The organism is Streptomyces sp. NPDC090798, from assembly GCF_044768965.1.
GTDB lineage: Bacteria > Actinomycetota > Actinomycetes > Streptomycetales > Streptomycetaceae > Streptomyces.
Map to the genome: position 1 here is coordinate 52,726 of NZ_JBIVXA010000013.1, position 24,774 is coordinate 77,499.

The 24,774-nt window shown below is 70.3% G+C and carries 21 protein-coding genes, 1 pseudogene and 1 riboswitch; of the genes and pseudogenes, 15 read left to right on the forward strand and 7 right to left on the reverse strand.

Annotation, left to right across the window (positions count from 1 at the left end):
* Nucleotides 1-32: 32 nt before the first annotated feature.
* Nucleotides 33-1,022, forward strand: a complete 990-nt coding sequence (locus tag ACIQTP_RS27240; protein ID WP_403404263.1) for a carbohydrate-binding protein — start codon at nt 33-35, stop codon at nt 1,020-1,022.
* Nucleotides 1,023-1,226: 204 nt separating this feature from the next.
* On the opposite strand, the gene ACIQTP_RS27245 is transcribed toward ACIQTP_RS27240, so the two are convergent.
* The 3 genes from ACIQTP_RS27245 to ACIQTP_RS27255 form a co-directional block, all read right to left on the reverse strand.
* Nucleotides 1,227-2,156: a 1-phosphofructokinase family hexose kinase gene (locus tag ACIQTP_RS27245; protein WP_403404266.1), complete on the reverse strand. Its 930-nt coding sequence runs from the start codon at nt 2,154-2,156 to the stop codon at nt 1,227-1,229.
* A 147-nt stretch (nt 2,157-2,303) separates the two neighbouring features.
* Nucleotides 2,304-3,449 (reverse strand): N-acetylglucosamine-6-phosphate deacetylase, encoded by a 1,146-nt coding sequence (gene nagA / locus ACIQTP_RS27250; protein WP_403404268.1) that lies wholly within the window; start codon nt 3,447-3,449, stop codon nt 2,304-2,306.
* Nucleotides 3,449-4,405, reverse strand: coding sequence for an ROK family protein (locus tag ACIQTP_RS27255; RefSeq protein ID WP_403404271.1), 957 nt, complete (start codon nt 4,403-4,405; stop codon nt 3,449-3,451). The genes nagA and ACIQTP_RS27255 overlap by 1 nt, the downstream gene beginning before the upstream one ends.
* Nucleotides 4,406-4,615: 210 nt before the next feature.
* Between ACIQTP_RS27255 and ACIQTP_RS27260 the strand changes: the two genes are divergently transcribed.
* From ACIQTP_RS27260 to otsB, 3 genes are all read left to right on the forward strand, one after another.
* The gene (locus ACIQTP_RS27260; RefSeq protein WP_403404274.1) at nt 4,616-5,833 is read left to right on the forward strand and encodes an ABC transporter substrate-binding protein; all 1,218 of its coding nucleotides are present in this window, start codon (nt 4,616-4,618) and stop codon (nt 5,831-5,833) included.
* A 34-nt stretch (nt 5,834-5,867) separates the two neighbouring features.
* On the forward strand, nt 5,868-6,095 hold the full coding sequence (locus ACIQTP_RS27265) for a DUF3263 domain-containing protein (protein ID WP_067371767.1): 228 nt from the start codon (nt 5,868-5,870) through the stop codon (nt 6,093-6,095).
* A gap of 63 nt (nt 6,096-6,158) precedes the next feature.
* Nucleotides 6,159-7,034 carry a trehalose-phosphatase gene (gene otsB / locus ACIQTP_RS27270; RefSeq protein WP_403404277.1) on the forward strand — a complete coding sequence of 292 codons (876 nt, stop codon included), beginning with the start codon at nt 6,159-6,161 and terminating at the stop codon, nt 7,032-7,034.
* 111 nt (nt 7,035-7,145) lie between these two features.
* On the opposite strand, the gene ACIQTP_RS27275 is transcribed toward otsB, so the two are convergent.
* Both ACIQTP_RS27275 and ACIQTP_RS27280 read right to left on the reverse strand, forming a co-directional pair.
* A complete protein-coding gene (locus ACIQTP_RS27275; protein ID WP_403404280.1) occupies nt 7,146-8,534 on the reverse strand; it encodes a trehalose-6-phosphate synthase in 1,389 nt (462 codons plus the stop codon).
* Nucleotides 8,535-8,660: 126 nt separating this feature from the next.
* The gene (locus ACIQTP_RS27280) at nt 8,661-9,605 is read right to left on the reverse strand and encodes a glucosyl-3-phosphoglycerate synthase (protein WP_403404283.1); all 945 of its coding nucleotides are present in this window, start codon (nt 9,603-9,605) and stop codon (nt 8,661-8,663) included.
* Between the two features lie 178 nt (nt 9,606-9,783).
* Nucleotides 9,784-9,931: riboswitch (SAM riboswitch) on the forward strand.
* A 17-nt stretch (nt 9,932-9,948) separates the two neighbouring features.
* Here ACIQTP_RS27280 and thrC point away from each other — a divergent pair.
* The 8 genes from thrC (at nt 9,949) to ACIQTP_RS27320 (ending at nt 18,721) form a co-directional block, all read left to right on the forward strand.
* The gene (gene thrC / locus ACIQTP_RS27285) at nt 9,949-11,277 is read left to right on the forward strand and encodes a threonine synthase (protein ID WP_217567469.1); all 1,329 of its coding nucleotides are present in this window, start codon (nt 9,949-9,951) and stop codon (nt 11,275-11,277) included.
* Nucleotides 11,278-11,398: 121 nt separating this feature from the next.
* On the forward strand, nt 11,399-11,674 hold the full coding sequence (locus tag ACIQTP_RS27290) for a MoaD/ThiS family protein (RefSeq protein WP_030941262.1): 276 nt from the start codon (nt 11,399-11,401) through the stop codon (nt 11,672-11,674).
* A 460-nt stretch (nt 11,675-12,134) separates the two neighbouring features.
* Entirely contained in the window at nt 12,135-12,341 is a 207-nt protein-coding gene (locus tag ACIQTP_RS27295; protein WP_019057200.1) for a cold-shock protein, read from the forward strand.
* A gap of 365 nt (nt 12,342-12,706) precedes the next feature.
* Nucleotides 12,707-14,329: a chaperonin GroEL gene (gene groL / locus ACIQTP_RS27300; protein WP_403404286.1), complete on the forward strand. Its 1,623-nt coding sequence runs from the start codon at nt 12,707-12,709 to the stop codon at nt 14,327-14,329.
* A gap of 190 nt (nt 14,330-14,519) precedes the next feature.
* Nucleotides 14,520-15,644, forward strand: coding sequence for an NADH:flavin oxidoreductase (locus ACIQTP_RS27305; protein ID WP_403404289.1), 1,125 nt, complete (start codon nt 14,520-14,522; stop codon nt 15,642-15,644).
* A 139-nt stretch (nt 15,645-15,783) separates the two neighbouring features.
* Nucleotides 15,784-17,370 carry a carboxylesterase/lipase family protein gene (locus tag ACIQTP_RS27310; RefSeq protein WP_403404292.1) on the forward strand — a complete coding sequence of 529 codons (1,587 nt, stop codon included), beginning with the start codon at nt 15,784-15,786 and terminating at the stop codon, nt 17,368-17,370.
* A 149-nt stretch (nt 17,371-17,519) separates the two neighbouring features.
* Nucleotides 17,520-18,035, forward strand: a complete 516-nt coding sequence (locus ACIQTP_RS27315) for an RNA polymerase sigma factor (protein ID WP_403404294.1) — start codon at nt 17,520-17,522, stop codon at nt 18,033-18,035.
* A complete protein-coding gene (locus ACIQTP_RS27320) occupies nt 18,032-18,721 on the forward strand; it encodes a hypothetical protein (protein WP_403404297.1) in 690 nt (229 codons plus the stop codon). Before ACIQTP_RS27315 ends, ACIQTP_RS27320 begins: the two co-directional genes overlap by 4 nt.
* Nucleotides 18,722-18,821: 100 nt before the next feature.
* On the opposite strand, the gene ACIQTP_RS27325 is transcribed toward ACIQTP_RS27320, so the two are convergent.
* Entirely contained in the window at nt 18,822-19,490 is a 669-nt protein-coding gene (locus ACIQTP_RS27325) for a hypothetical protein (RefSeq protein WP_403404299.1), read from the reverse strand.
* A complete protein-coding gene (locus ACIQTP_RS27330) occupies nt 19,487-20,035 on the reverse strand; it encodes a hypothetical protein (protein WP_403404302.1) in 549 nt (182 codons plus the stop codon). The genes ACIQTP_RS27325 and ACIQTP_RS27330 overlap by 4 nt, the downstream gene beginning before the upstream one ends.
* Before the next feature lie 579 nt (nt 20,036-20,614).
* On the opposite strand from ACIQTP_RS27330, the gene ACIQTP_RS27335 reads away from it, so the two are divergent.
* The 3 genes and pseudogenes from ACIQTP_RS27335 (at nt 20,615) to ACIQTP_RS27345 (ending at nt 24,747) form a co-directional block, all read left to right on the forward strand.
* Nucleotides 20,615-22,147 (forward strand): subtype B tannase, encoded by a 1,533-nt coding sequence (locus ACIQTP_RS27335; protein WP_403404637.1) that lies wholly within the window; start codon nt 20,615-20,617, stop codon nt 22,145-22,147.
* A 102-nt stretch (nt 22,148-22,249) separates the two neighbouring features.
* Nucleotides 22,250-23,387: pseudogene (locus ACIQTP_RS27340) on the forward strand (CapA family protein).
* On the forward strand, nt 23,374-24,747 hold the full coding sequence (locus ACIQTP_RS27345) for a phosphoribosyltransferase family protein (protein ID WP_403404304.1): 1,374 nt from the start codon (nt 23,374-23,376) through the stop codon (nt 24,745-24,747). Before ACIQTP_RS27340 ends, ACIQTP_RS27345 begins: the two are co-directional and overlap by 14 nt.
* Nucleotides 24,748-24,774: the final 27 nt, after the last annotated feature.

Genomic DNA, 24,774 nt, shown 5'->3' on the forward strand with positions numbered 1-24,774 from the left:
TCTGTACCGCACCTGTTGAGGAGTACGTAGGGATGACGCCCGGCAACAACGGCGCGAGCACGCCCGAGGACGACGACCCGTTCGGCTATCTGTACGCCGACGGTCAGGCCAACGGCGCCACTCCGCCCAGCGGAGGCGGCGGCTACGGCTACCCCGGCTCGGTCAACCGGGTGCGGGCGGTCGGCGAGCGCCAGTACGGACAGCAGCAGTCCGGTTACGGCCAGCAGGCCCCGACCGCGCAGTACGGCCAGCAGGCCGCCCCGACCGCACCGTACGGCCAGGTGCCGCAGCAGGGCGCCTACGGCCAGCCGAACGCGCACTACTCGGCACCCGAGACGGTCCCCGGCGGTGCCCCGACCGGCCGGCAGTCGTCGGGGGGCGGCGGTGGCCGTGGCCGCGGACCGAACACCAAGGGCCTGCTGATCGGCGCCATCGCGGTCGTCGCCGCGGTCGTCATCGGCATCGGCGTCGCGATGATGAACGGCAACTCGAACGACAAGAGCAAGGACACGGCGGGTTCCACCCCGTCGCAGTCCCAGAGCGCCCAGCCGAGCCAGTCGGCCAGCAGCAGCGCGAGCACGGGGGACCTGCCGAAGAGCGACGCGAAGGCCCTGCGGCTGGACGGGGGAACCGCCACCGCGTCAGACGTCAAGGGCGCCAAGGCGGACGGCGGCGTCTACGTGACCGGCTTCAACCAGGTCGGCGCCTCCGTCACCTGGACCGTCAACGGCATCCCTAAGTCCGGCAAGTACAGCGTGTACGTCGGTTACAGCGTCCCCGGCAAGGACGGCACCGCCACCCTCACGGTTAATGGCACGGCTTCCAAGACGCCTGTCGGCCTGAAGAACTGGACGGGCGCCGCCGCGGGCGCCTACGAGAAGGGTTGGACGAAGACCTACAACTGGATCCAGCTCGACAAGGGCACGAACACCATCAAGCTCTCGTGCGAGCAGGGCAACCAGTGCGACGCCCTCATCGACCAGATGTGGCTGGTCAACGGCTGGGTCAATTCCGGCGGCTGAGTCCCTGGGGGGATCCCAACCTCGGTGGCCGTCGGAGGTGTGGGCTTCCGACGGCCGCCGAGGTGACGCCAGGAACGGTCACCAGCATGGCTCAGATGCGTCCGCCTTCGACGCAGAGGACGGCTACCCAACCCGTCGTTCCGTCCCACTTCACCGATCGGCCGACGCCGTCGCACTCATGGAGACGGCCACAGTTGGTCGGTTTCAGGCCGCGCTGATCTCCCCGGTCAGCGACACCCGTTCCACCAGCTCCTCGTACGCACCCCGGTCGAACTCCCCCGCCACCGGCGCCAGCACCGTCGCCGCCGACAGGGCGACCGCGCGGGCCAGCCGGTCCGGCCAGGACAGCCGCTCCACCAACCCCGACAGCAGGCCCGCGACCGCCGAGTCGCCCGCGCCGGTCGGGTTGCCGTGGACGCGGCGCGGTGGGGTGGCGCGCCAGAGGCCGTCCGGGGTGTGGGCGAGCAGGCCCTGGGCCCCCAGTGAGGCCACGACGGCGTGCGCGCCGCGCCTGCGGGCGTCCCTGGTCGCCTGCAACGGCTCGTGGGAGCCGGTGAGTTCGGCCAGTTCGTCGGCGTTCGGCTTGACGATGTCGGGACGGGCGGCGACGCCCCGGCGCAGAGGTTCGCCGCTGGTGTCCAGGAGGACCGGGACGGCCGCCGCGCGGGCCGCGCGTATCAGCCCCGCGTACGCGCCCACCGGAACCCCCGGCGGCAGGCTGCCGCACAGGGCCACCGCTGAGGCGGAGCGCAGCAGCACCTCGTACGCCTCCTGGAAGGCTGCCCACTCGGCAGGGGTGATCTCCGGTCCTGGTTCGTTGAGTTGAGTGGTGTCACCCGTCGTCGTGTCGACCACGGCTATCGTGCGGCGCGTCGGCCCCTCGACCGGGATCAGCGCGTCCACCACCCCGGGCGTGTCCGTGAGTTGGTCCCGCAGGGTGCGGCCCGTCACGCCGCCCGTGAAGCCCGTGACAATCACCTCGTGGCCGAGGGCGGCGAGCACCCGGGCCACGTTCAGGCCCTTGCCGCCGGGGCGTTCGGTCACCTCGGTCACCCGGTGCGCGGTGTGCGGGCGCAGGGACCGTACGCGATAGGTGATGTCGAGAGCGGTGTTCAGTGTGACCGTGAGGATCACCCGGACCGACCTCCCCCGATGAATGCGCTGGCCGACAGTTTCGAGTTCCGGAGAATCCGGAGGCTCGATCATGCCAAAGACAATGGCGGTCGGCCCAGTCCCAGGACGACCGCCGTACGTCACATCGCGTTCCAATCGGAGGGCGAATCAGCCCAGTTGTGGGTCAACCACCCATTCGCCCCGGCGCATCACGCCCTTGAGGGTGAACTCCGCGTCCAGGACCACCAGGTCGGCGTCCTTGCCCGGTTCCAGCGAGCCCACCGTGTCGTACAGGCCGAGCAGGCGGGCCGGGTTGGCGGACAGGGCCGCGACGATGTCCTCGACCGGCAGCCGGTCGACGGTCACCGCCCGCTGGAAGGCGCGGTCGAGGGTGAGCGTGGAGCCCGCGATCGAGCCGCCCTCCACCAGCCGGGCGACCCCTTCGCTGACCTCGACCTCCAGCGGGCCGAGCCGGTAGCGGCCGTCGCCGAAGCCCGCCGCGTCCATGGCGTCCGTGATGAACGCCACCCGGTCCGCGCCCGCGTGATGGAACGCCAGCTGGAGCGCGGCGGGGTGGAGGTGGGTGCCGTCGTTGATCAGCTCGACGGTGATCCGCTCGTCCTCGAGGAGGGCGGTGATCGGGCCGGGCGTGCGGTGTCCGAGCGCGGGCATGGCGTTGAACAGGTGCGTGGCCACGGTCGCGCCCGCGTCGATGGCCTCCACCGTCTGCTCGTACGTCGCGTCCGTGTGCCCGATCGCCGCGATCACCCCGTGCTCGGCCAGCAGGCGTACGGAGTCGATGCCGCCCGGCAGCTCGGTGGCGAGGGTGACCATGCTGGCCCGGCCGCGCGCCGCGTCGATCAGCTTGCGGACCTCGGCCGGATCCGGGTCGCGCAGCAGTTCCTCGGAGTGCGCGCCCTTGCGGCACGGCGAGATGAACGGGCCCTCGAAGTGGATGCCCGCGATGTCGCCCTGCTCGGCCAGCTCGGAGAGCAGCCCGGCGCGCTGGGCGAGGCCGTCCATGTCACCGGTCACGGTCGAGGCGACGAGGGTGGTGGTGCCGTGCAGCCGGTGGGTGTGGACGCCCTGCAGGACCTCCTCGACGGTCCCGGAGGTGAAGGAGGCACCGCCGCCGCCGTGGTTGTGGAGGTCCACGAAGCCGGGGACGAGCCAGTGGCCCGACAGGTCCAGTGTCCGCGCCGACGAGGGCGCGCTGCCGGCGATGCGTGTGCCGTCGACGATCACACGACCGTCGTCGACGACTCCGGTGGGCAGTACCACCCTGGCACCGGCGAGAACCGTTCTAGGGGCCATCAGGTGGTTACCTCCGAAGTCGATGGGGAAGTGGTCGGCTGATTCAGCAGGTCCCAGGCCAGCAGGCCCGCGCCCAGGCAGCCGGCCGTGTCCCCGAGGGCCGCGGGGACGAGGGACGGCAGTTTCTGGAAGGTGACGCGCCGCTCGACGGCGGCCCGTAGCGGTGTGAACAAGGTTTCCCCGGCCTCGGCGAGTCCGCCACCGATGATCAGAGTGCGCGGGTCCAGCAGGGTGAGCGCGGTGACGAGCCCGTCGGCGAGCGCGTCGATGGCGTCCTGCCAGACCTCCCGCGCCCGCGCGTCCCCGGACTCGACGGCCTTCGCGCAGTCGGCGGCGTCCGCCGCCGGGTCCCCGCAGGCCTCGGCCCAGGCCAGGCTGACGGCGGCGGCGGACGCGTACCGCTCCAGACAGCCGTGCTGCCCGCACGGACACGGGGTCCCGCCGGGGCGTACGACGACATGCCCGATCTCGCCCGCGAAACCGTGCGCGCCCGCCTCGACGCCACCGTCGATGCCGATCGCGCCCGCGATGCCGGTGCCGAGAGGGACGAACAGGAAACGGTCGGCCCCCTGCCCCGCGCCGATCCGGCCCTCCGCGAGCCCGCCGGTGCGCACGTCGTGTCCGAGCGCCACCGGCACCCCGCCCAGCCGGTCGCCGAGCAGCCGGCGCATCGGGACGTCGCGCCAGCCCAGGTTGGCCGAGTACACCGCCACGCCCCGGCCGGCGTCGACGATGCCGGGGACGGCGACTCCGGCGGCCGCCGCGGACTCGCCGAGGTGGTGCTCGCCGTAGGTGCGCAGCTCGGCGGCGAAGTCGAGGATCGCGTCGACCACGGCGTCCGGACCGCGCTCGCGGCCGGTGGCGCGGCGGGCCTGGTGGAGGAGCTCGCCCTCCGGCCCGACCAGGGCGGCCTTCATCCCGGTGCCGCCCACATCGAGGGCGATGACATGTCTCACGGGGGACAGTGTCGCCCCTTACCCCAGGAGAGGTCTAGTCCACTCGCGTGGTGTAGACCTTGTATCCGCATTCCGAGACGGATGCAACGGACGCAGAAGCAAAGACGGACAGCCTCTGGACAGGGGCGGCCGGGGGTTGGGAGTAGCGCGGTGCAGCGGCGTAGGACAGGACGTAGAACGGTACTGATCGCGGCGGCGTCCGCGTTGGGCATGACGGCGACCCTCGCGGGCTGCGGCAGCTCGGCCGGTTCGGGGGATGTGACCCTCAGACTCGTGGCCGCCGACTACGGGGACTCCAAGGCCAACAGCTCCCAGAAGTACTGGGACAAGCTCGTCAAGGCGTACGAGGCCGACCACCCCGGGACCAAGGTCGAGGTCAGCGTCTACCCGTGGACGGACGTCGACCGCAAGGTCAAGGAGATGGTGGACCGGGGCGACGCCCCCGACATGGCGCAGATCGGCGCGTACGCCGACTACGCCGACAAGGGCGAGCTGTACAAGGCCGAAGAAGTGCTCTCCATACCCGTCCAGGCCGACTTCGTCGCGCAGCTCACCGATGCGGGGAAGATGAACCGGGTGCAGTACGGCATGCCGTTCGCCGCCTCCACCCGGCTGCTCTTCTACAACAAGAAGCTGTTCTCCGCCGCGGGTATCAGCGCGCCGACGACCTGGAGCGAGCTGGCCGCCGACGCGCAGGCGCTGAAGGCCCGGGGCGTGAAGATCCCGTACGCGCTGCCCCTCGGTCCCGAGGAGGCGCAGGCCGAGACCATGCAGTGGCTGCTGAGCGGCGGCGACGGCTACACCGACGACGTCGGCACCTACAGCCTCGACTCCGCCCAGAACGTCGCCACCCTCACCTGGCTCAAGGACGACCTGGTCGGCAAGGGGCTGACCGGACCGGTCGCGCCCGCGAAGCTCAATCGCGCAGACGCCTTCGCGGCGTTCGCGCGCGGCGAGGTCGGGATGCTCAACGGGCACCCCACGCTGATGAAGATGGCCGCCGACAAGGGCGTGAAGTTCGGAATGGTGCCGATGCCCGGCGTCAGCGGGAAGACCCGGGCCACGATGGGTGTCGCCGACTGGATGATGGCCTTCAAGAAGAACGGCCACCAGGATCAGATCGGTACGTTCCTCGACTACGTCTACAGCGAGAAGAACGTGCTCGCCTTCTCGCACGAGTACGACCTGCTGCCGGTCACGACGTCCGCGTCCGAGGCGATGGCGGCGGACAGCGACGACGCGGACCTCACCCCGTTCCTGGACGAGCTCCCCTCCTCCCAGCTCTATCCGGTCGGCAAGACGTCCTGGGCCTCCGTCAGCGCCGACATCAAGAAGCAGATCGGCAGGGCGGTCTCCCCGGACGGCAGCCCGGCCGGGATCCTCGGCTCGCTCCAGCAGACGGCGACCACGACGGACTCCGCGGGGTAGTTCCGTTGTCGGTGGCGGGAGCTACGGTGCGGTCATGGACGAACTGAGCGGGAGGGAGCGGGGGATCCTCGCCATGGAGCGCCGTTCCTTCGCGGGGCCCGGCGCGAAGGAGCGAGCGATACGTGAGCAGCTCGGCCTCGCCCCCGTCCGCTACTACCAACTCCTCAACGCCCTCCTCGACGACCCCCGCGCCCTCGCCCACGACCCGATCACGGTGAACCGCCTCCGCCGCATCCGGGACACTCGCCGCGCGGAACGCTGACACCGCCCGGTGTGACTCGGTGAGCCGTGGGTGCGCCCGGGGGTGCGCGGATAGGGTCGGGGCATGGGCAGCCACTCGGAAACCCCGCAATCCCCGGACGTCACGGAACCCTTGCCGACACCCGTGACCCCCGCCGGACGCGACGGCCTCGACGCCATCCTCACCCGGCCCGGCCGGGCCGTCATCGCGCTCGACTTCGACGGAACACTCGCCCCCATCGTCGCCGACCCGGAGCAGGCCCGCGCCCACCCCGACGCGGTCCCCGCCCTCGCGGCCCTCGCCCCGAAGGTCGCCTCCGTCGCCGTCGTCACCGGCCGCCCGGCCGGCGTGGCGGTCCGCCACGGCGGCTTCGCGGGCGTCCCGGGCCTCGACCACCTCGTCGTCCTCGGCCACTACGGCGCCGAACGCTGGGACGCCCGCACCGGCACCGTCACCGCCCCCGCCCCGCACCCCGGCGTCGCCGCCGTCCGCGCCGAGCTGCCCGGGGTCCTCGACAGCATCGGTGCCTGGCACGGCACCTGGATCGAGGAGAAGGGCCGCGCGGTCGCCGTCCACACCCGCCGCGCGGAGGATCCCCAGGCCGCGTTCGAGGCACTGCGCGAACCCCTCACCGACCTCGCCACCCGCCACGGCCTGATCGTCGAACCCGGTCGGATGGTCCTCGAACTCCGTCCCCCGGGCATGGACAAGGGCGTCGCCCTCCTGGAGTACGTCCGCGAGGTCCACGCCGAAGCCGTCATGTACGCCGGCGACGACCTGGGCGACCTCCCCGCCTTCGCCGCCGTCGACAAACTCCGCTCGGACGGCGTCCCGGGCCTGCTGGTGTGCAGCGGCAGCGCGGAAGTCACCGAACTGACCGAACGAGCGGATCTTGTGGTCGACGGCCCCGCGGGAGTGGTACGCCTGCTGAAGGCATTGGCGAGTCGCCTGGACCGTTGATCCCCGGCCGACTACAGCGCCCCGTCAGGGGCGCGAGGCTGTGACATAGCGGCTCCGCCGCGTGGGCGCGACCAGCCACACGCGACCCGCACCGACAGACGACCGACCCCGCTATCCCTCCAACTCCCGCAACTGCTCCAAGAACCACTGCGCCGGAGGCAACGCGGTCCCGGCGGCAGCCAACCGCTTCGTACGTTCCGCCCGCTCACCCACCGGCATGGTCAGCGCCGCGTTCAGCGCCCGCGCGGTGCCGACCACGTCGTACGGGTTCACCACCACCGCGTCCTCGCCCAGCTCCTCGTACGCCCCCGCCTCCCGTGAGAGCACCAGCACGCACCCCTCGTCGGAGACGACCGGAACCTCCTTGGCGACGAGGTTCATGCCGTCGCGGATGGGGTTGACGAGGGCGACGTCGGCGAGCCGGTACGCGGCCAGGGAGCGGGCGAAGTCGTCCTTGACGTGGAGGACGACCGGGGTCCAGCCCGGTGTGCCGTAGCGGGCGTTGATCTCGGTCGCCACGCGCTGCACCTCGGCCGTGTAGTCGCGGTAGACGGCCAGGTCCTGGCGGGAGGGGTAGGCGAAGGCCACGTGGACGACGCGCTCGCGCCACTCGGGGTGGTCCTCCAGCAGCTGCCGGTACGCCAGCAGACCCCGCACGATGTTCTTCGACAGCTCGGTCCGGTCGACCCGCACGATCGTCCTGCGGCCCTCGCCGACCTGCTCGCGCAGCGCGGCCATACGGTCCGCGACGTCCGCCTCGTGCGAGCGCCTGCGCAGGAAGTCGGCGTCCGCGCCGAGCCCGTGCACGCCGATCCGGGTGTCGCCGAGCCCGCCGACGAGCGCGTCGCAGCAGGCGGTGAACGCGTCCGCCCAGCGCCGGGTGAGGAAGCCGAGCCGGTCCGCGCCGAGCATGCCGCGCAGCACCTGCTCGGCGATGTCGTCGGGCAGTATCCGGAAGTAGTCGACCGGCGCCCAGGGGGTGTGCGAGAAGTGGCCGATCCGCAGGTCGGGGCGGAGCTCGCGCAGCATCCCGGGGACGAGGGTCAGGTGGTAGTCCTGGACGATCGCCACCGCGCCCTGCGCCGCCTCCGCGGCCAGCGCTTCGGCGAACGCGCGGTTGTATGCCTCGTACGACGCCCACTGGCGCCGGAACTCCGCGTCGAAGACCGGCTCCAGCGGGGTCTGGTACAGCATGTGGTGGACGAACCACAGCACGGAGTTCGCGATGCCGTTGTACGCGTCCGCGTGCACGTCGGCGTCGATGTCCAGCATCCGTACGCCCTCCTCGGCGACCCCGCGCCGGACCGCCTCGCGGTCGCCGTCGCCGAGCGCCGAGCACACCCACAGGGCCCCCGCGTCCGGCCCGATCGCGGAGAGGCCCGAGACCAGCCCGCCGCCACCGCGCTTGGCGCGCAGCGAGCCGTCCTCCTGGACCTCGTAGGTGACCGGGCCGCGGTTGGACGCGACGAGGATGTGGTGGGCGCCTTGCGTTGAAACCATGCCTCGAAACTTAGCCCCGCATGGAAACGCTCAAACGTTCCCGTTGGCCATATGAGGGGTCGTATGTGATCTTCCGGCCGGTGGGGGCTGAGCGCGCAGTTCCCCGCGCCCCTTGCGGGGGCGCTGCTACGCCGCCCTTCGTTTCTGGTACTCGGCGATTTCGACCATCGGGGGACGTTCCTCCGTGTCCACCGAGTACGTGCGCGGCTCGAAACCGTCCCCGCCCCGTTCGAACTGGGTGAGGGCCGGGCGGATCAGGTGGCCGCGGGCCAGCCGGAGCTGGGCCGTGCGGTAGATCGCGGCGGACATCCGGCCCAGTGCCTGCCCGTCCTGGTGGCGGTGCTTGCGCACGCCCACGTCGACCTGGGCGAGCGCGTCCAGGCCCACCAGGTGCAGGGCGTCGACCAGCATGCCCAGCTCGATCCCGTACCCGACGGGGAAGGGGAGCTGTTCGAGCAGCGAGCGGCGGGCCGCGTACTCCCCGCCGAGCGGCTGCACGAAGCCGGCCAGCTGCGGCCAGTGCATGTTGAGGAGGGGGCGGGCCATGAGTTCGGTGACCCGGCCGCCCTGGCCCGCCGCACCGCCGAGCGGACGGTCGTACATCGCCTTGACGAGGTCCACACCGGGCTCGGTGAGCAGCGGTCCCACGATCCCGGCGACGAAGTCCGAGGAGAACTCCTTCAGGTCCGCGTCGATGAAACAGATGATGTCCCCGCTCGTCACGAGGAGGGAACGCCACAGCACCTCGCCCTTGCCGGGCACGGTCGGGATGCGCGGCAGGATCTCGTCCCGGTGCACCACGCGCGCGCCCGCCGCGGCGGCCACCTCCGAGGTGCGGTCGGTCGAGCCCGAGTCGATGACGACGATCTCGTCGACGAGGGGCACCTGCTGCATCAGGTCGTGGCGGATGATGGCGACGATCTCGCCGACCGTCTCCTCCTCGTTCAGCGCCGGCAGGACGACGCTCACCGAGGAGCCCGTGGCCCGTTTGGCGGACATGAGTTGGTGGAGCGGGCGATCGGTCACGGACCAGGAGCGATTGCTCAGCCAGCGCTCAGTTTCCTTCAGCACAGTCTGCGGCTCCTCACTGTCTGATCACCCGGTGTCTCACGGTGTGATCCATCTCGCGGTTCGGACGACTATCTCAACTGTCCTGGCCTTCGGTTACAGTCTTGAACAACGCGGATGACCATCGCATGTCGTAGATCATTTGCGGACCACCGCACCACCGCACGACACAACCGAATACCGCTCATCCAGAGGGGCAGAGGGATACGGCCCGATGAAGCCCCGGCAACCCTCCAGCTGGTTCCTGTCACATTGATGTGGCGAGGCTCCCGGCTAGGGAAGGTGCCAAATCCGTCTCACGGCGAAGTGCGTCGTGAGGAAGATGAGGAGAAAGGGCCTCGCCTCCATGGCTGCGCAGACTGTTGCAAGTTCGACCGTTGCAAGCACCACGAACCCTGTCGCGGGCGACACCACCACCGTAGTCGGTGTGGATCTCGGACCCGCCGCCGCGCTTTCCTGCCGCGAGTGCGGGCACCGCGTGCCGCTCGGCCCGGTCTTCGCCTGCGAGGAGTGTTTCGGCCCGCTGGAGATCGCGTACGACTTCTCGGCCTACGAAACCGAAGAGCTCCGGGCGCGCATCGAAGCGGGCCCCGCGAACATCTGGCGCTACGCGCCGCTGCTGCCCGTCCCGGCCGACGTCGCCGACAAGCCGAACATCAACCCCGGCTGGACCAAGCTCGTCAAGGCCGACAACCTCGCCCGCGAGCTGGGCGTCGAGGCCGGCAAGCTCTTCGTCAAGGACGACTCCGGCAACCCGACGCACTCCTTCAAGGACCGCGTCGTCGCCCAGGCCATCGAGGCCGCCCGCGCGTTCGACTTCACCACCCTCTCCTGCTCCTCCACCGGCAACCTCGCCGGCGCCGTGGGTGCCGCCGCCGCCCGCGCCGGCTTCCGCTCCTGCGTGTTCATCCCGCACGACCTGGAGCAGGGCAAGGTCGTCATGGCCGCGATCTACGGCGGCGAGCTCGTCGGCATCGAGGGCAACTACGACGACGTGAACCGCTTCTGCTCCGAGCTGATCGGCGACCCGGCCGGCGAGGGCTGGGGCTTCGTCAACGTCAACCTGCGGCCGTACTACGCGGAGGGCTCCAAGACCCTCGCGTACGAGATCTGCGAGCAGCTGGGGTGGAAGCTCCCCGACCAGCTGGTGATCCCCATCGCCTCCGGCTCCCAGCTCACGAAGATCGACAAGGGTCTTCAGGAGCTGATCAAGCTCGGACTGGTCGAGGACAAGCCGTACAAGATCTTCGGCGCCCAGGCCGAGGGCTGCTCGCCGGTGTCCGTCGCCTACAAGGCGGGCCACGACGTCGTACGGCCCCAGAAGCCGAACACCATCGCCAAGTCGCTCGCCATCGGCAACCCGGCCGACGGGCCGTACGTGCTGGACATCGCGCGGCGCACGGGTGGGGCCGTGGAGGACGTGAACGACGAGCAGGTCGTCGACGCGATCAAGTTGCTCGCGCGTACCGAGGGGATCTTCGCGGAGACGGCGGGCGGGGTGACCGTGGGTGTCACCAAGAAGCTGATCGAGAACGGGCTGCTCGACCCGAGTCTGACGACCGTGGTCCTGAACACCGGTGATGGTCTGAAGACGCTGGACGCGGTGGCCGGTACGGGTCTGACGGCGACCATTCGTCCGAGCCTGGACTCCTTCCGGGAAGCTGGGCTTGCGTAAGCGCTTCGTTGGAAGGGCTGTCTTTCGGCTGCGGGCTGGTGGGGGCTGGTCGCGCAGTTCCCCGCGCCCCTGACGGGGCGCTCCCCATCCGTACGCCAAAATCCGACCGGGAGGTCACCGCATGAGCGTCAACGTCCGCATCCCCACCATCCTGCGCACCTACACCGGTGGTCAGGCCGAGGTGACGGCCGAGGGTGGGACCCTCGGTGAGGTCATCGCGGACCTGGAGAAGAACCACACGGGTATCGCCGCGCGCGTCCTGGACGACCAGGGCAAGCTGCGCCGGTTCGTCAACGTCTACGTGAACGACGACGACGTCCGTTTCGAGCAGGGCCTGGAGACGGCGACGCCGGACGGCGCGGGCGTCTCGATCATCCCCGCCGTCGCCGGTGGCTGACCGCCTCGCGGGCCGTTACCCAGGGTGAGATTGTTACCCTTGGTAATGCCAATTACCGAGAGTTCATCGAATTGCCCCCTCCGTGAGAGAAGCGGAGGGGGCAATTCTGCATGGTTGAGCGCGGTACAGTTGGGGAACCCGCTCCACTTCGCATGCCGGGCGCATATGAGTTCGCGCCCGAAGTCCGGCAAGAAGTAGCCAAAGTGTCCCGCGTTTTTGAGCCTTATATGGCTTTTATGGGGCCCGACTTGCCCTGAATATTCGCAAATTCTCCCCATATTCCCGATCAGTCGTGCCCGGAATTCTCGTCCGATTGACCTGTTGCAGACGGCAGTTGGACAGATACATTCAGCCGCGGTCGACGCGTTCCGGCGCACACCCCCAACCGTTGGGGGGTGAGGTCTGACCCGGGTCCGCGAAGTGCGGTCCTGTGCAAGGGCCAGTAATAGGGGAGTTAGGCATGGCTCAGGGCACCGTCAAGTGGTTCAACGCGGAGAAGGGGTACGGCTTCATCGCGGTCGACGGTGGTGCGGATGTATTCGTCCACTACAGCGCGATTCAGATGGACGGCTACCGCACCCTGGAAGAGGGTCAGCGGGTCGATTTCGAGATCTCGCAGGGCCAGAAAGGGCCGCAGGCGGACATGGTCCGACTCGCGACCAGCTGAAGCACGCGCCGACTGACTGTTCGACGTGACGAAGGGCTCGTATCCCATGGGGTGCGAGCCCTTCGGTCTGTCCGTCCGGCGGCGCGGCTGTCCGGACCGTCGGCGCGGGCCCGCTCGCGCCCCGGCGCGACGCGCGGGTTGCGCGCCCCTTCTCACCTGCGGATCAAGGTGAGGCGCTTGCACTCGGCAGGGGCGAGTGCTAATCATTGGCGTTAGCACTCTGAAGGTGAGAGTGATAACGAAGGACCGGGTCGGTGAGGCCCGCAGGCCAGGTGGTGCAAGGAACCACGGGGCAGGCAGGCCGTCCGTCGCGGGCGCCAGCGCGGTCCGGAGCAATCCACCCCAGTCCGGGAGGACCACTTCACATGGCCAAGATCATCGCGTTCGACGAGGAGGCACGGCGCGGTCTCGAGCGCGGGATGAACCAGCTCGCCGACGCCGTCAAGGTCACCCTTGGCCCCAAGGGCCGCAACGTCGTCCTCGAGAAGAAGTGGGGCGCCCCCACGATCACCAACGATGGTGTTTCCATCGCCAAGGAGATCGAGCTCGAGGACCCGTACGAGAAGATCGGCGCCGAGCTGGTCAAGGAAGTCGCCAAGAAGACGGACGACGTCGCCGGTGACGGTACGACCACCGCGACCGTCCTCGCCCAGGCGCTCGTCCGCGAGGGCCTGCGCAACGTAGCCGCCGGCGCCAACCCGATGGCTCTCAAGCGCGGTATCGAGAAGGCCGTCGAGGCCGTCTCCGGTGCCCTGCTCGAGCAGGCCAAGGATGTCGAGACCAAGGAGCAGATCGCTTCCACGGCCTCCATCTCCGCCGCCGACACCCAGATCGGCGAGCTCATCGCCGAGGCGATGGACAAGGTCGGCAAGGAAGGCGTCATCACCGTCGAGGAGTCCCAGACCTTCGGTCTGGAGCTCGAGCTCACCGAGGGTATGCGCTTCGACAAGGGCTACATCTCGGCGTACTTCGCCACCGACATGGAGCGTATGGAGGCCGTCCTCGACGACCCGTACATCCTGATCGCCAACTCGAAGATCAGCAACGTCAAGGACCTGCTGCCGCTTCTCGAGAAGGTCATGCAGTCCGGCAAGCCGCTGCTGATCATCGCCGAGGACGTCGAGGGCGAGGCCCTGTCGACCCTGGTCGTCAACAAGATCCGTGGCACCTTCAAGTCCGTCGCCGTCAAGGCTCCGGGCTTCGGTGACCGCCGCAAGGCCATGCTCGGCGACATCGCCATCCTCACGGGCGGCGAGGTCATCTCCGAGGAGGTCGGCCTCAAGCTGGAGAACGCGGGTCTGGACCTGCTGGGCCGTGCCCGCAAGGTCGTCATCACCAAGGACGAGACCACGATCGTGGACGGCGCCGGCTCCGCCGACCAGGTCCAGGGCCGGGTCAACCAGATCCGTGCCGAGATCGAGAACTCCGACTCGGACTACGACCGCGAGAAGCTCCAGGAGCGCCTGGCGAAGCTGGCCGGCGGCGTGGCCGTCATCAAGGCCGGTGCCGCCACCGAGGTCGAGCTCAAGGAGCGCAAGCACCGCATCGAGGACGCCGTTCGCAACGCGAAGGCGGCCGTCGAGGAGGGCATCGTCGCCGGTGGTGGCGTGGCCCTCATCCAGGCCTCCTCGGTCTTCGAGAAGCTGGAGCTGACGGGTGACGAGGCGACCGGCGCCAACGCCGTGCGGCTCGCCCTGGAGGCCCCGCTCAAGCAGATCGCCGTCAACGGCGGTCTCGAGGGTGGCGTCATCGTCGAGAAGGTGCGCAACCTGCCCGTCGGCCACGGCCTGAACGCCGCGACCGGTGAGTACGTCGACATGATCGCCGAAGGCATCATCGACCCGGCGAAGGTGACCCGCTCTGCTCTGCAGAACGCCGCCTCCATCGCCGCGCTGTTCCTGACCACCGAGGCCGTCATCGCCGACAAGCCGGAGAAGGCCGCCGCGGCCGCTCCGGGCGGCATGCCGGGCGGTGACATGGACTTCTGATCCTTCCGAGGATCGGGTTTCCTGCCGAGGGCGGTACTCCCTGGAAACAGGGGGTACCGCCCTCGGGCGTGTCCGGGGTCACAGAGCGAGGTGCCGGGCGGCCGGAATGACATGACCGGCCGGGGAGTTGTCGTTGAAGCATGATCGATGCATACGCACATACCATCCGGTACCCGAGGAGCCCCCACACGTGTCTACGACTGCCCCCGCCTCCCGCGCGGCCGAGATCCTGTCCCGCCCCGTCTCGCTGAACGGCCTGACCGTCCCGAACCGGATCGCGATGGCACCGATGACCCGGCAGTTCTCCCCGGGCGGCGTCCCCGGTGAGGACGTGGCCGGGTACTACGCCCGCCGCGCCGCCGCGGGCGTGGGCCTCATCGTCACCGAGGGCACGTATGTCGGCCACGACTCGGCGGGCGAGAGCGACCGCGTCCCGCGCTTCCACGGCACGGAGCAGCTCGCGGGCTGGACGAAGGTCGCCGACGCGGTGCACGCGGCGGGCGGCACGATCGTTCCGCAGCTGTGGCACATCGGCATGGTGCGCAAGGCGGGGAAGCCGCCGTACGCCGACGCCCCCGCGGTCGGCCCCTCCGGCATCCGTCTCGACGGTACCGAGGGCACCGGCAAGGCCATGACCCAGGCCGACCTGGACGAGGTCATCGCCGCGTTCGCCGAGGCCGCCGCCACCGCCGAGCGCATCGGCTTCGACGGCGTCGAACTGCACGGCGCTCACGGCTACCTGCTCGACCAGTTCCTGTGGGCGGGCACCAACCGGCGTACGGACGCGTACGGCGGCGACCCCGTCGCCCGTACGAGGTTCGCGGCGGAGATCGTCGCCGCGGTCCGTGACTCGGTCTCGGCCGACTTCCCCGTCCTCTTCCGCTACTCGCAGTGGAAGTCGGACAACTACGACGCCCGGCTCGCCGAGACCCCGGAGGAGCTGGAGGCCATCCTGACGCCGCTCGCCGCCGCCGGCGTCGACGCCTTCCACGCCTCCACCCGCCGCTACTGGCTCCCCGAGTTCGACGGGTCCGACCTGAACCTCGCGGGCTGGACCAAGAAGCTCACGGGCAAGCCCACCATCACCGTCGGTTCGGTCGGCCTCGACGGCGACTTCATCAAGGCCTTCATGGGCGAGGGCTCCGCGGTGGCCTCCCTCGACAACCTCCTCGACCGCCTGGAGCGCGACGAGTTCGACCTCGTCGCCGTGGGCCGCGCCCTCCTCCAGGACCCGGAGTGGGCGGCGAAGGTACTGGACGGACGGATCGAGGAGCTGGGGTCGTACGACCCGAAGGCGCTGAGCACACTCAGCTGAACCTCGGGCCGGCCCGGTCTGTCCGAAACCGCATCCAGGCGATCACCTCCCCATGCCCGGGGGGTGATCGCCTGACTGTTTCGTAGCACGCTGTTCCCTCAAGGACCCGTTCCGTTCCACCCGTACCCAGGGAGCCGTCGTGACGTCAGCGGAAGCGAGCGTGGTGCGTACCCACGCCGGTGCGGTGCGTAGCCGCCGGGAGGACGGGCTGGCGGTCTTCCGGGGCATTCCGTTCGCCGAACCGCCGGTGGGGGACGCGCGGTTCGCCGCCCCGCGTCCGGTGACCGCCTGGGACGGCACCCGGGACGCGTTCGCCTTCGGGCCGCCGCCCCCGCAGGAGTCGGGATTCCAGGGCCGTACCGGGGTGATCGACGCCCCCATGGGCGACGACTGGCTGACCGTGAACGTCTGGACGCCCGATCCGGACCCGGCCGCCCGCCGTCCGGTGATGGTCTGGATCTACGGCGGTGCCTACAAGCTCGGCCACTCCGGCAGCCCCGGATACGACGCGCGCCGCATCGCCCGCGACGGCGACCTGGTCGTCGTCACCCTCAACTACCGCCTCGGCGTGGAGGGTTTCGCCCGGATCGACGGAGCCCCCGCCAACCGGGGACTGCTCGACCAGGTCGCCGCCCTGGAATGGGTACGGGAGAACATCGCGGCCTTCGGCGGCGACCCCGGCCGGGTCACCGTCTTCGGCGAGTCCGCGGGCGCCGGGTCCGTCGCCTCGCTGCTGGCCATGCCGAGCGCGGCCGGGCTGTTCGGCCGGGCGATCGCGCAGAGCGTGCCCGGCCCCTTCTTCTCCGACGACCTCGCCCGCGACATCGCCGCCGCCATCGCCGCCGAGGCGGGCCTGCGCCCGACGGCCGCCGACCTGTCCTCGGTGGATCCGCGCCGACTGCCCGCCGTGGGCGAGGCGTTGGGGCCCAAGATGCGGGAGTTCGAGGACAGGTGGGGCATGGTCGCCCACACGCGGACCGCCTTCTCGCCCGTCGTCGACGGAGAGGTACTGCCGACCGCCCCCTGGCAGGCGCTGGCGGCCGGCTCGGCACGGGACGTGGAGCTGATCGTCGGGCACACCCGGGACGAGTACCGGCTGTTCGCCGCGCTGGGCGGCCAACTCGGGACGATCACCGACGAGCAGGCGACGGCGGCACTGCGCGTCTTCGGACCGGGAGCGGGGCTGGGGTCGGGAGCGGGAGTGGGGCTGGGGTCGGATCCGGGCTCCGGGGCTGACGGTGAGCGGGCCTACCGCGCCGCCTTCCCCGACGCCTCGCCCGAGGAGCTGTACGAGTGGGTGCACTCCGACGCGGTGTTCCGTATGCCCTCGTTGCGCCTGGCCGAGGCGCAGATCGGGGGCGGTGGCCGTGCGCACGTCTACGAGCTGGCCTGGGCCGCCCCCGCCTACGGAGGCGCGCTGGGCGCCTGCCACGGCCTCGACATACCGCTGTTGTTCGGAACCTTCGCCGCCGACCTCGGCCTGATGCTGTTCGCGGGGGTCGGGGCGTCCCCGGAGGCCGAGGCCCTGTCGTCCCGCTTCCGCGCGGTCTGGACGGTGTTCGCCACGACCGGAGACCCGGGCTGGCCCGCGTACGACACCGAGCGGCGGCCGACCCAGGTCTTCGACACGGACTCCGCGGTCACCCCGTACCCGCACGAGACCTCGCGCCGCCTCTGGGAGCACCATGCCTTCGGGGCGCTGCCGTTGATCGGTCAGTCGGCGTAGTCCTTGAGCTTCTCGGCTTCCAGGGTGATGTGCACGGGCGCCGGGAGTTCGAGGAGGGGCGGCTGCCGTGAGGTGGTTGCCGAAGAGAGAAAGACTGCGGCGCCTGTAAGGAAATGCCGGGCTCATGACATCTACAGGGTGTGGAGAACATGAAGACCGCGACCGACCGTGAACGCGCCGCACGGTTCACGGCCTTGTATGTCCGCGACCACCCGCGTGTGTCCGCCTTCGTGCACCGGCGGGTGGGCGACCGCGATGCGGCGGAGGAGCTCACGGCCGAGGTCTTCCGGATCGCTTGGGAACGCGCGCTCGGGGGCACGGAGGCGACCACCGGCTGGCTGTTCATCACCGCGCGCAATCTGCTGAGCAATCACCACCGCGCCGCGACCCGGCTGACCGAGCTGCACCGGCGCATCACCGACGAACTGGACCGTGCGCCGGCGTCCACGGAGGACTCCGTGGTGCTCGAAACCCTCGAACGGCTTCCCGAACGACACCGGGACGTCCTGCTGTTGCGCTATTGGGACGGCCTCAGCACGGCCGAGACCGCCGAGGTCCTCGGGTGCAGTGGCCCAGCGGTCTGGGTCCGGCTGCACCGCGCCCGCGAAGCCTTCCGCGACGGTTACTCCTCACCCGCGTCCCTCCCATCCGAGGAGTCGGCATGATCAATGTGAAATCCCTTGTCCAGCACGTCAATCCGGTGCCGGATGCGCCCACGGACGGCATGTCGGCGCGCGCGCGGGGCGAACTCGCCGCCCTCATCGGGTCCGACTTGATCGGGTCCGACCTGGTCGGGGCCGTCGAGACGAAGCGGCGGGGACCGGCCCGGAGGCCGTCCCGCCGGGGGGTCCTCGTGGCCGCCGTCGCCTGTACGGCCGCCGCGGTGGTCGCGGGAGTCGCCGTCTTCGCCCTGAACGACCCGAAGGAGCCCGGCGGGGGCGGCGGGGACCCGCTGGCGGACGAGCCGTACTTCAAGACGACCGCAGAGCTGGAGTCCGCTTCGGTCCTGATCGTCCGCGCGCGGCTGGGTGCCGGGCACGAGGAGACGTCCGACGGCCTCACCGAGACCGTCGCCACGGCTCAGGTGCTGGCAACGGCCAAGGGCACGTCCCCGACGGGCGGCAGGATCGAGCTGGCCTACACGACACCCGGGTCCGGGCCCGAGACGGCGGACCTCGCCGCCGGGAAGGAGTACGTCCTGCTGCTCGACGAGCTGGACGGCGGGCGCTTCACCCCGGTCAACACCACCCAGGGCGTGTACGGGGTCGATGGCGGGCACGCGGTCGCCGGCGCCGACAACGACGTCACCCTGAGCGCGGGAGTGCTCAAGGCCCTGAAGCTGACGCCCTGACGGAGCCGAGGGCGGCCGCCGCGAGCGACGGCCGCCCCCAGCGGAACCAGCGGAACCAGTGGAACCAGTGGAACCAGTGGAACCAGTGGGATCAGCGAAGCTACTTCGCTTCGTCGATCGCCGCGGCCTTGGCGGCGAGTTCGTCCACCTTGCCGATGCCGTCGAACCCGCCGTCGACCACGGGTGTGACCTGGTCGTCGGAACCGACGGTGTAGAGAGCCTGCTCGGGGTTGAGCAGGTCGTAGGGGTTCTTGTCGCCCTGGTCGGCGAGCATGAGGACGTACTGGGTGTCGTCCTCGGCCAGGGTGGTGGTCTGCTTCTCCTGGAACGTGACCCCGTCCAGCGTGCCGCCGAGCTGGGACACCTCGACCGTGTCCCCGACCTTCACGTCGCCGGCGCCGGAGAGCACCTGGGCGACCTTGACCGTGGAGACGGTGACGACCACCGGGTCGGACTCGGCGGCCTCCTCGGGCGAAAGCCCCGCCTGAGGGTTGGCCACCGGGTCGTCGCCGGTGGGCGCCTCCGGGCTCAGTTCCCGTACCTGGGAGCCGACGACGGTGCCCCGGACGATGACGTCCGACTGCTTCACCAGTGCGTCGACCGAGTCGTACGACGGGTAGTCGGCCTCGTACGGGACGACGTCCGCCGCCGCGGCACCGGTCTTGTTCCCGGCCTTCTCCTTGGCCGGACCATCGGCGGAGCAGCCGACGAGGACGACGGCGGCGAGCAGCGCCGAACCGGCCACGAGGACGTTCCTGACCGCGGTCATGAGTAGATCCCCTTCACCTCGGAGACGTCGTACGGCTGCGGCTTCTGCACGGTCGTGCGGTTGCGGCTGTGCTTCATGAGCGACGCCCTCGACGTGTTCGGGTTGTCGTCGAGGCTGAGCCCGTGCCCGAGTTCGTGCGTGGCCGTGCTGCGGCACCACTCGGTCATGTGGGAGCCGGAGTCGCGCTCCAGGGTGCGTGCGTTGACCTTGATTTTGAAGACGCGGTTGATGTGGCGGAAGCCGGACGGTGAGTAAAGCCCGTACCAACTCTGGGAATAGCGTCCCGCCGTGAATTCGGCCTTGGCACCGGACGTCCGTCCGATGCTCGCTCCGGCGCCCGCGTTGTTCCAGTTCTTCCGTCCCGTGTCGAGGAATCCGACCCAGGTGTCATTGATGCCGACCGCCTTGACGTTCCAGCTGCGCGACGGCATGCCGCCGTCGTAGTAGTCGGCATGGGCGACCGTCGCTCCGCCGATGGCGATCGCCGTGGTCAGGGCGGTTCCGGCGGCCAGTCTGGCTGCGGTTCGGGCGTATTTGATCGTCAAAGAGACTTCCCCGTGTCTGTGTTCGCGGGCGGCAGCGCCCCGCGCATGGTCGTGTGTTCGCGGCCGGAGCATGGGTGATCAGTCCATGTCCCCCGGAAACGGAGACCGTGGGAGAAGTGGCGGATGCGGATTCCGGTTCTGCATCAAAGAAAGGGCCGAGCTTCCCCCGTGTCTCGGCAGGCCACGTAAACGGATCGTATGTGCGAATTAAAGGGTGGTCAATGGGGTTCGTGGGCCCAATTGGCTATTGCGGTAAGGGAGTTGACAGGGCGGCTGCTCGAGTTCGTGATACGCCCTGGACGCGCGGCACTTCGTGGTCGGTGCACCGAGGGGGCCTCGGCCGGGCGTCAGATCGCGCCAAAATTGCTGACAATTTTGCGGGCGATTGGTTCGGTTTGCAGACCGACAAAGCAGGGTGAGCGTGGTTGCGGCTGGTCAGGGCGGTGGCCGGTTCCGGTGCTGTCACTGGAGACACAAAGGAGGGCCTAAGGAACGGCTGTTGTCCTGGGGCCTCGTTGTTCGAACGAGCCGCGAAGACAGGAGACGGTAGTGAAGTCAGTGAAGCGCAGGACAGTGGTCATGGGGCTCACCGTGGGTGCCGCGGTGCCCGCGGTCGGGTTCGCCTCCGGTGCGCAGGCGGCGAGCCGAACGTCCGCGGCGTCGTCCGCGGCGTCCACGGACTCCTCCCTGGTCTTCGATCCGAGCGGCTACACGGAGTTGACCACCACCATCACGGACACCGCCGGCACCGCCCACGAGGTCGTCTACCACTTCTACAAAGTGGCCTCGTACGTGGCCAACCCGGTGAACGCCACCTACCAGTCCCTCAACGTCAGCGTTCCGGTGCAGATCGACGGGAGCGCCGTGGACGCGTCCGGCGCTCCCATCCTCTTCGCCAACCAGATCGGCGGCTACATGCCGTCGTCCGTCGCGAACGCCACCGGAATCGGCGGAGCCATGGGTCCCGGCGGCCCGGGCGGCCCCGCTCCCGCCGCCGACTCCGCCGCGAGCCGCCAGCAGCTGGCGCTCGCCGCCGGGTACGTCGTCGTGGAGCCGGGCGCGCGCGGGCGGTCGCTGGTCGACTCCGGCGGGACGTACTACGGCACCGCGCCCGCCGCCATCGTCGACCTCAAGGCCGCGGTGCGGTACGTGAAGTTCAACAGGGGGCGCATCCCGGGCAACGTGGACCGGATCGTCTCCGCGGGAGTCAGCGCCGGCGGCGCGCTGTCCTCGCTGCTCGGTGCGTCCGGCGACAGTCCGGTCTACGACTCCTACCTGGAGGAGCTGGGCGCGGCCGACGCGAGCGACGCCATCTTCGCCACCGGTGCCTGGTGCCCGATCACCGACCTCGAACACGCCGACATGGCGTACGAGTGGAACTGGGGCGCCAACGCGCTGAGCAGCGGCTCGACCGTCGACCAGACCGTCTCCAAGGCGCTGACCACCGCGTACGGCGACTACCTCGCCTCCCTGAGGCTGACGGCGAAGGGCTTCGGCACCCTAACGGCGCGCAACCTCGACGCGTACCTGGTGAAGACCCACCTGGAGCCGTCGGCCACCAAGTACCTCGCGGCGCTGTCGGACGCGGACCGCTCGACCTACCTGGCCGCGAACTCGTTCATCACGTGGTCCGACGGCAGGGCGGCCTTCTCCTGGGCCGACTTCCTCACCCACGTGGGCGCCCGCAAGAAGGACACCCCCGCGTTCGACGCCTTCGACCTGTCCGCCGGTGAGAACAACGAGTTCGGTACGGGGACCACCGCCAACCGGCACTTCACCCTCTACAGCCTGCGCCACGAAGCGGGTGCCAGTGCGCGCCTCGACAGTGACATCCCCGCGAAGCTCCACCTGATGAACCCGATGTACCACCTCGTGGACAAGGTCAACGGGAACCGGTCGAAGCACTGGTGGATCCGCCTCGGCACCAAGGACAGCGACACCGCGCTCACCGTCGCGAGCAACCTCGCCGCCCGCCTGAAGAACCTCGGCGACGACGTCGACACCTCGTACTACTGGGACGCCGGCCACGGCGCGGACAACGACCCGGGCGACTTCATCAAGTGGATCGCCACGGTGTCGGGCTACAGGGGCTACAAGGGCTACAAGGGCTAGAACGCCGAGCGTCCCGCACCCCGGGAACGGACGGCAAGGGGCCCCGGGCGGGCCCCTTGCCGTCCGGCGGCGATACCCGCCGAACCGGCCTAGCCTGGAGGAATGGGCGGTGACCTCGTCACGCTGTTCCTGGCCGGCGATGTGATGCTCGGCCGCGGCGTCGACCAGATCCTTCCGCACCCCGGCGATCCGAAGCTGCGGGAGTCGTACATCAAGGATGCCCGCGCCTATGTGGAGCTGGCCGAGGCGGCGAACGGCACGATTCCCCGACCGGCCGCCTTCTCCTGGCCCTGGGGCGACGCGCTGGACGTGCTCGCGGCGGCGGCACCCGACGCCCGGATCCTCAACCTGGAGACCGCCGTCACGCGGAACGACGAGGCCGCGCCCGGCAAAGAGGTCCACTACCGGATGCACCCGGCCAACCTGCCCTGCCTCACCGCCGCCCGTCCGCACGCCTGCGCCCTGGCCAACAACCATGTGCTGGACTACGGCCGCCGCGGTCTGGAGGAGACCCTCGACGCCCTGGCGGACGCGGGACTTCGCGCGCCAGGAGCGGGACGCGACGCCGACGAGGCCCGGCGTCCCGCGATCGTCCCCCTCACAGGCGGCCGGCGCGTCCTGGTCTTCTCCGTGGGGTTGGCCTCCAGCGGCATACCCAGCAGCTGGGCCGCCACGGCAGCGCGCAGCGGGGTCGACTTCGTCGCCGAGCCGTCGGAAGCCGCCGCGGCCGGGATCGCAACCCGGCTGCGCCCGGCCAGGCGGCCGGGCGACATCGTGGTCGTCTCGGTCCACTGGGGCTCCAACTGGGGCTACCTCGTCCCGCGTGACCAGGTCCGCTTTCGGCCACGCGCTCGTCGACGGCGGCGCGGACGTCGTGCACGGGCACTCCTCGCACCATCCGCGGCCGTTGGAGTCGTACCGGGGAAAGCTCATCACCCACGGCTGCGGCGACCTGATCAACGACTACGAGGGCATCGACGGCTACAAGGAGTACCGCGACGATCTCCGGTTGCTGTACTTCGTCACCGTGGACCCGGACGACGGCAGGTTCCACGACGTGCGCATCGTCCCGACGCGATCCCGGCGGATGCGGCTGGAGCGCGCGACGGTCGAGGACTCGCGATGGATGCGGGACGTTCTGAGCCGGATCAGCCGGCCCTACGGCGCACGCGTCGAACTCGACCCGGACGGCACCCTCACCGTCCGGCCGGCCCTGGGAGGCGACCATGATTTTCGCTGATCGAACCGACGCGGGCCGACGGCTCGCCGCCCGGCTGCACCACCTCAAGGGCCAGGACCTCGTGGTCGTGGGACTTCCCCGCGGCGGCGTCCCGGTCGCCGCGCAGGTCGCCGAGGTCCTCGGCGCCCCGCTCGACGTCTGCCTCGTGCGCAAGCTGGGGGTGCCCTTCCAGCCGGAGCTGGCCATGGGCGCCATCGGCGAGGAAGGCGTCCGCGTCATCAACGAAGAGGTGCTGCGTGCGACGGGTGTGACGGACCGTGATCTGGCGGCGGTGGAGGAACACGAACGCGGCGTCCTGAAGGAGCGGGCCCGTCAGTACCGGGGCGAGCGGCAGCCGGCCCGGTACGAGGGCCGGACGGTCCTGGTGGTGGACGACGGGCTGGCGACCGGCTCCACGGCACTCGCGGCCTGCCGGATCGCGCGCGCCCGCGGCGCCTCGCGGATCGTGCTGGCGGTTCCCGTGGCGCCGCACGACTGGTCGGCCCGCCTCGGAAGCGCGGCAGACGAAGGCGTCTGTCTGCACACCCCCCGGCTGTTCTACGCGATCGGTCAGTTCTACACGGACTTCGGGCAGACGAGCGACGAGGAGGTCATCGCCTGTCTGGAGCACAACCGCGCGGCGCACGCCACGTCCGACGCACCGCCGGCCGCGGGCAGCGCCTCCCCGGAGCACGCTCCCGCGCCCTATGAGGGGGAGGTCCGGATACCGGCCACGGGCGCCGCGCTCGACGGGCGGCTGACGGTACCCCGCGACGCCCCCGGGATCGTCCTCTTCGCCCACGGCAGCGGCAGCAGCAGGAAGAGCCCACGCAACCGCTTCGTCGCCACCGGGCTGAACCGCGCCGGTCTCGGCACCCTTCTGTTCGATCTGCTCACCGAGTCCGAGGCGGTGAACCGGGACAACGTGTTCGACACGGCGCTGCTCGCCCGCCGTCTGATCCGGGCGACCGAATGGCTGCGTGAGCAGCCCGGCACCGAGGGCATGGAGTTCGGCTACTTCGGTGCCAGCACAGGCGCCGCCGCCGCGCTGTGGGCCGCGGCGGAGCCCGCGGCGGACGTCGCGGCAGTCGTCTCCCGCGGGGGCAGGCCGGACCTGGCCGGCGCCAGGCTGCCGGAGGTGAAGGCTCCGACGCTGCTCGTCGTCGGGGGCCGTGACCATGTCGTACTGGACCTCAACCGGCAGGCCGCGGCGCGCCTGAGCTGTGAGCATCAGCTGGCCGTCGTCCCCGGTGCCACCCATCTCTTCGAGGAACCCGGCACCCTGGAATCGGCCGCCGAGCTGGCCACGGACTGGTTCAGCAGGCATCTCGCCTCTGCCGTCCCGAGCGCGGGAGCCCGCAGGCGACCCGGGCGCCTGTGATCAACACTGTGATCAACGCGTCTGGAC

What these genes read in the sequence shown, in the direction of transcription:
- ACIQTP_RS27320 (WP_403404297.1), top strand. Translation starts at nt 18,032, where the DNA reads ATGATCAATGTGAAATCCCTTGTCCAGCACGTCAATCCGGTGCCGGAT.
- otsB (WP_403404277.1), top strand. Translation starts at nt 6,159, where the DNA reads ATGGGCAGCCACTCGGAAACCCCGCAATCCCCGGACGTCACGGAACCC.
- ACIQTP_RS27325 (WP_403404299.1), bottom strand. Translation starts at nt 19,490, where the DNA reads ATGACCGCGGTCAGGAACGTCCTCGTGGCCGGTTCGGCGCTGCTCGCC.
- thrC (WP_217567469.1), top strand. Translation starts at nt 9,949, where the DNA reads ATGGCTGCGCAGACTGTTGCAAGTTCGACCGTTGCAAGCACCACGAAC.
- ACIQTP_RS27275 (WP_403404280.1), bottom strand. Translation starts at nt 8,534, where the DNA reads ATGGTTTCAACGCAAGGCGCCCACCACATCCTCGTCGCGTCCAACCGC.
- ACIQTP_RS27345 (WP_403404304.1), top strand. Translation starts at nt 23,374, where the DNA reads ATGATTTTCGCTGATCGAACCGACGCGGGCCGACGGCTCGCCGCCCGG.
- ACIQTP_RS27265 (WP_067371767.1), top strand. Translation starts at nt 5,868, where the DNA reads ATGGACGAACTGAGCGGGAGGGAGCGGGGGATCCTCGCCATGGAGCGC.
- groL (WP_403404286.1), top strand. Translation starts at nt 12,707, where the DNA reads ATGGCCAAGATCATCGCGTTCGACGAGGAGGCACGGCGCGGTCTCGAG.
- ACIQTP_RS27295 (WP_019057200.1), top strand. Translation starts at nt 12,135, where the DNA reads ATGGCTCAGGGCACCGTCAAGTGGTTCAACGCGGAGAAGGGGTACGGC.
- ACIQTP_RS27260 (WP_403404274.1), top strand. Translation starts at nt 4,616, where the DNA reads ATGACGGCGACCCTCGCGGGCTGCGGCAGCTCGGCCGGTTCGGGGGAT.
- ACIQTP_RS27315 (WP_403404294.1), top strand. Translation starts at nt 17,520, where the DNA reads ATGAAGACCGCGACCGACCGTGAACGCGCCGCACGGTTCACGGCCTTG.
- nagA (WP_403404268.1), bottom strand. Translation starts at nt 3,449, where the DNA reads ATGGCCCCTAGAACGGTTCTCGCCGGTGCCAGGGTGGTACTGCCCACC.
- ACIQTP_RS27240 (WP_403404263.1), top strand. Translation starts at nt 33, where the DNA reads ATGACGCCCGGCAACAACGGCGCGAGCACGCCCGAGGACGACGACCCG.
- ACIQTP_RS27335 (WP_403404637.1), top strand. Translation starts at nt 20,615, where the DNA reads ATGGGGCTCACCGTGGGTGCCGCGGTGCCCGCGGTCGGGTTCGCCTCC.
- ACIQTP_RS27290 (WP_030941262.1), top strand. Translation starts at nt 11,399, where the DNA reads ATGAGCGTCAACGTCCGCATCCCCACCATCCTGCGCACCTACACCGGT.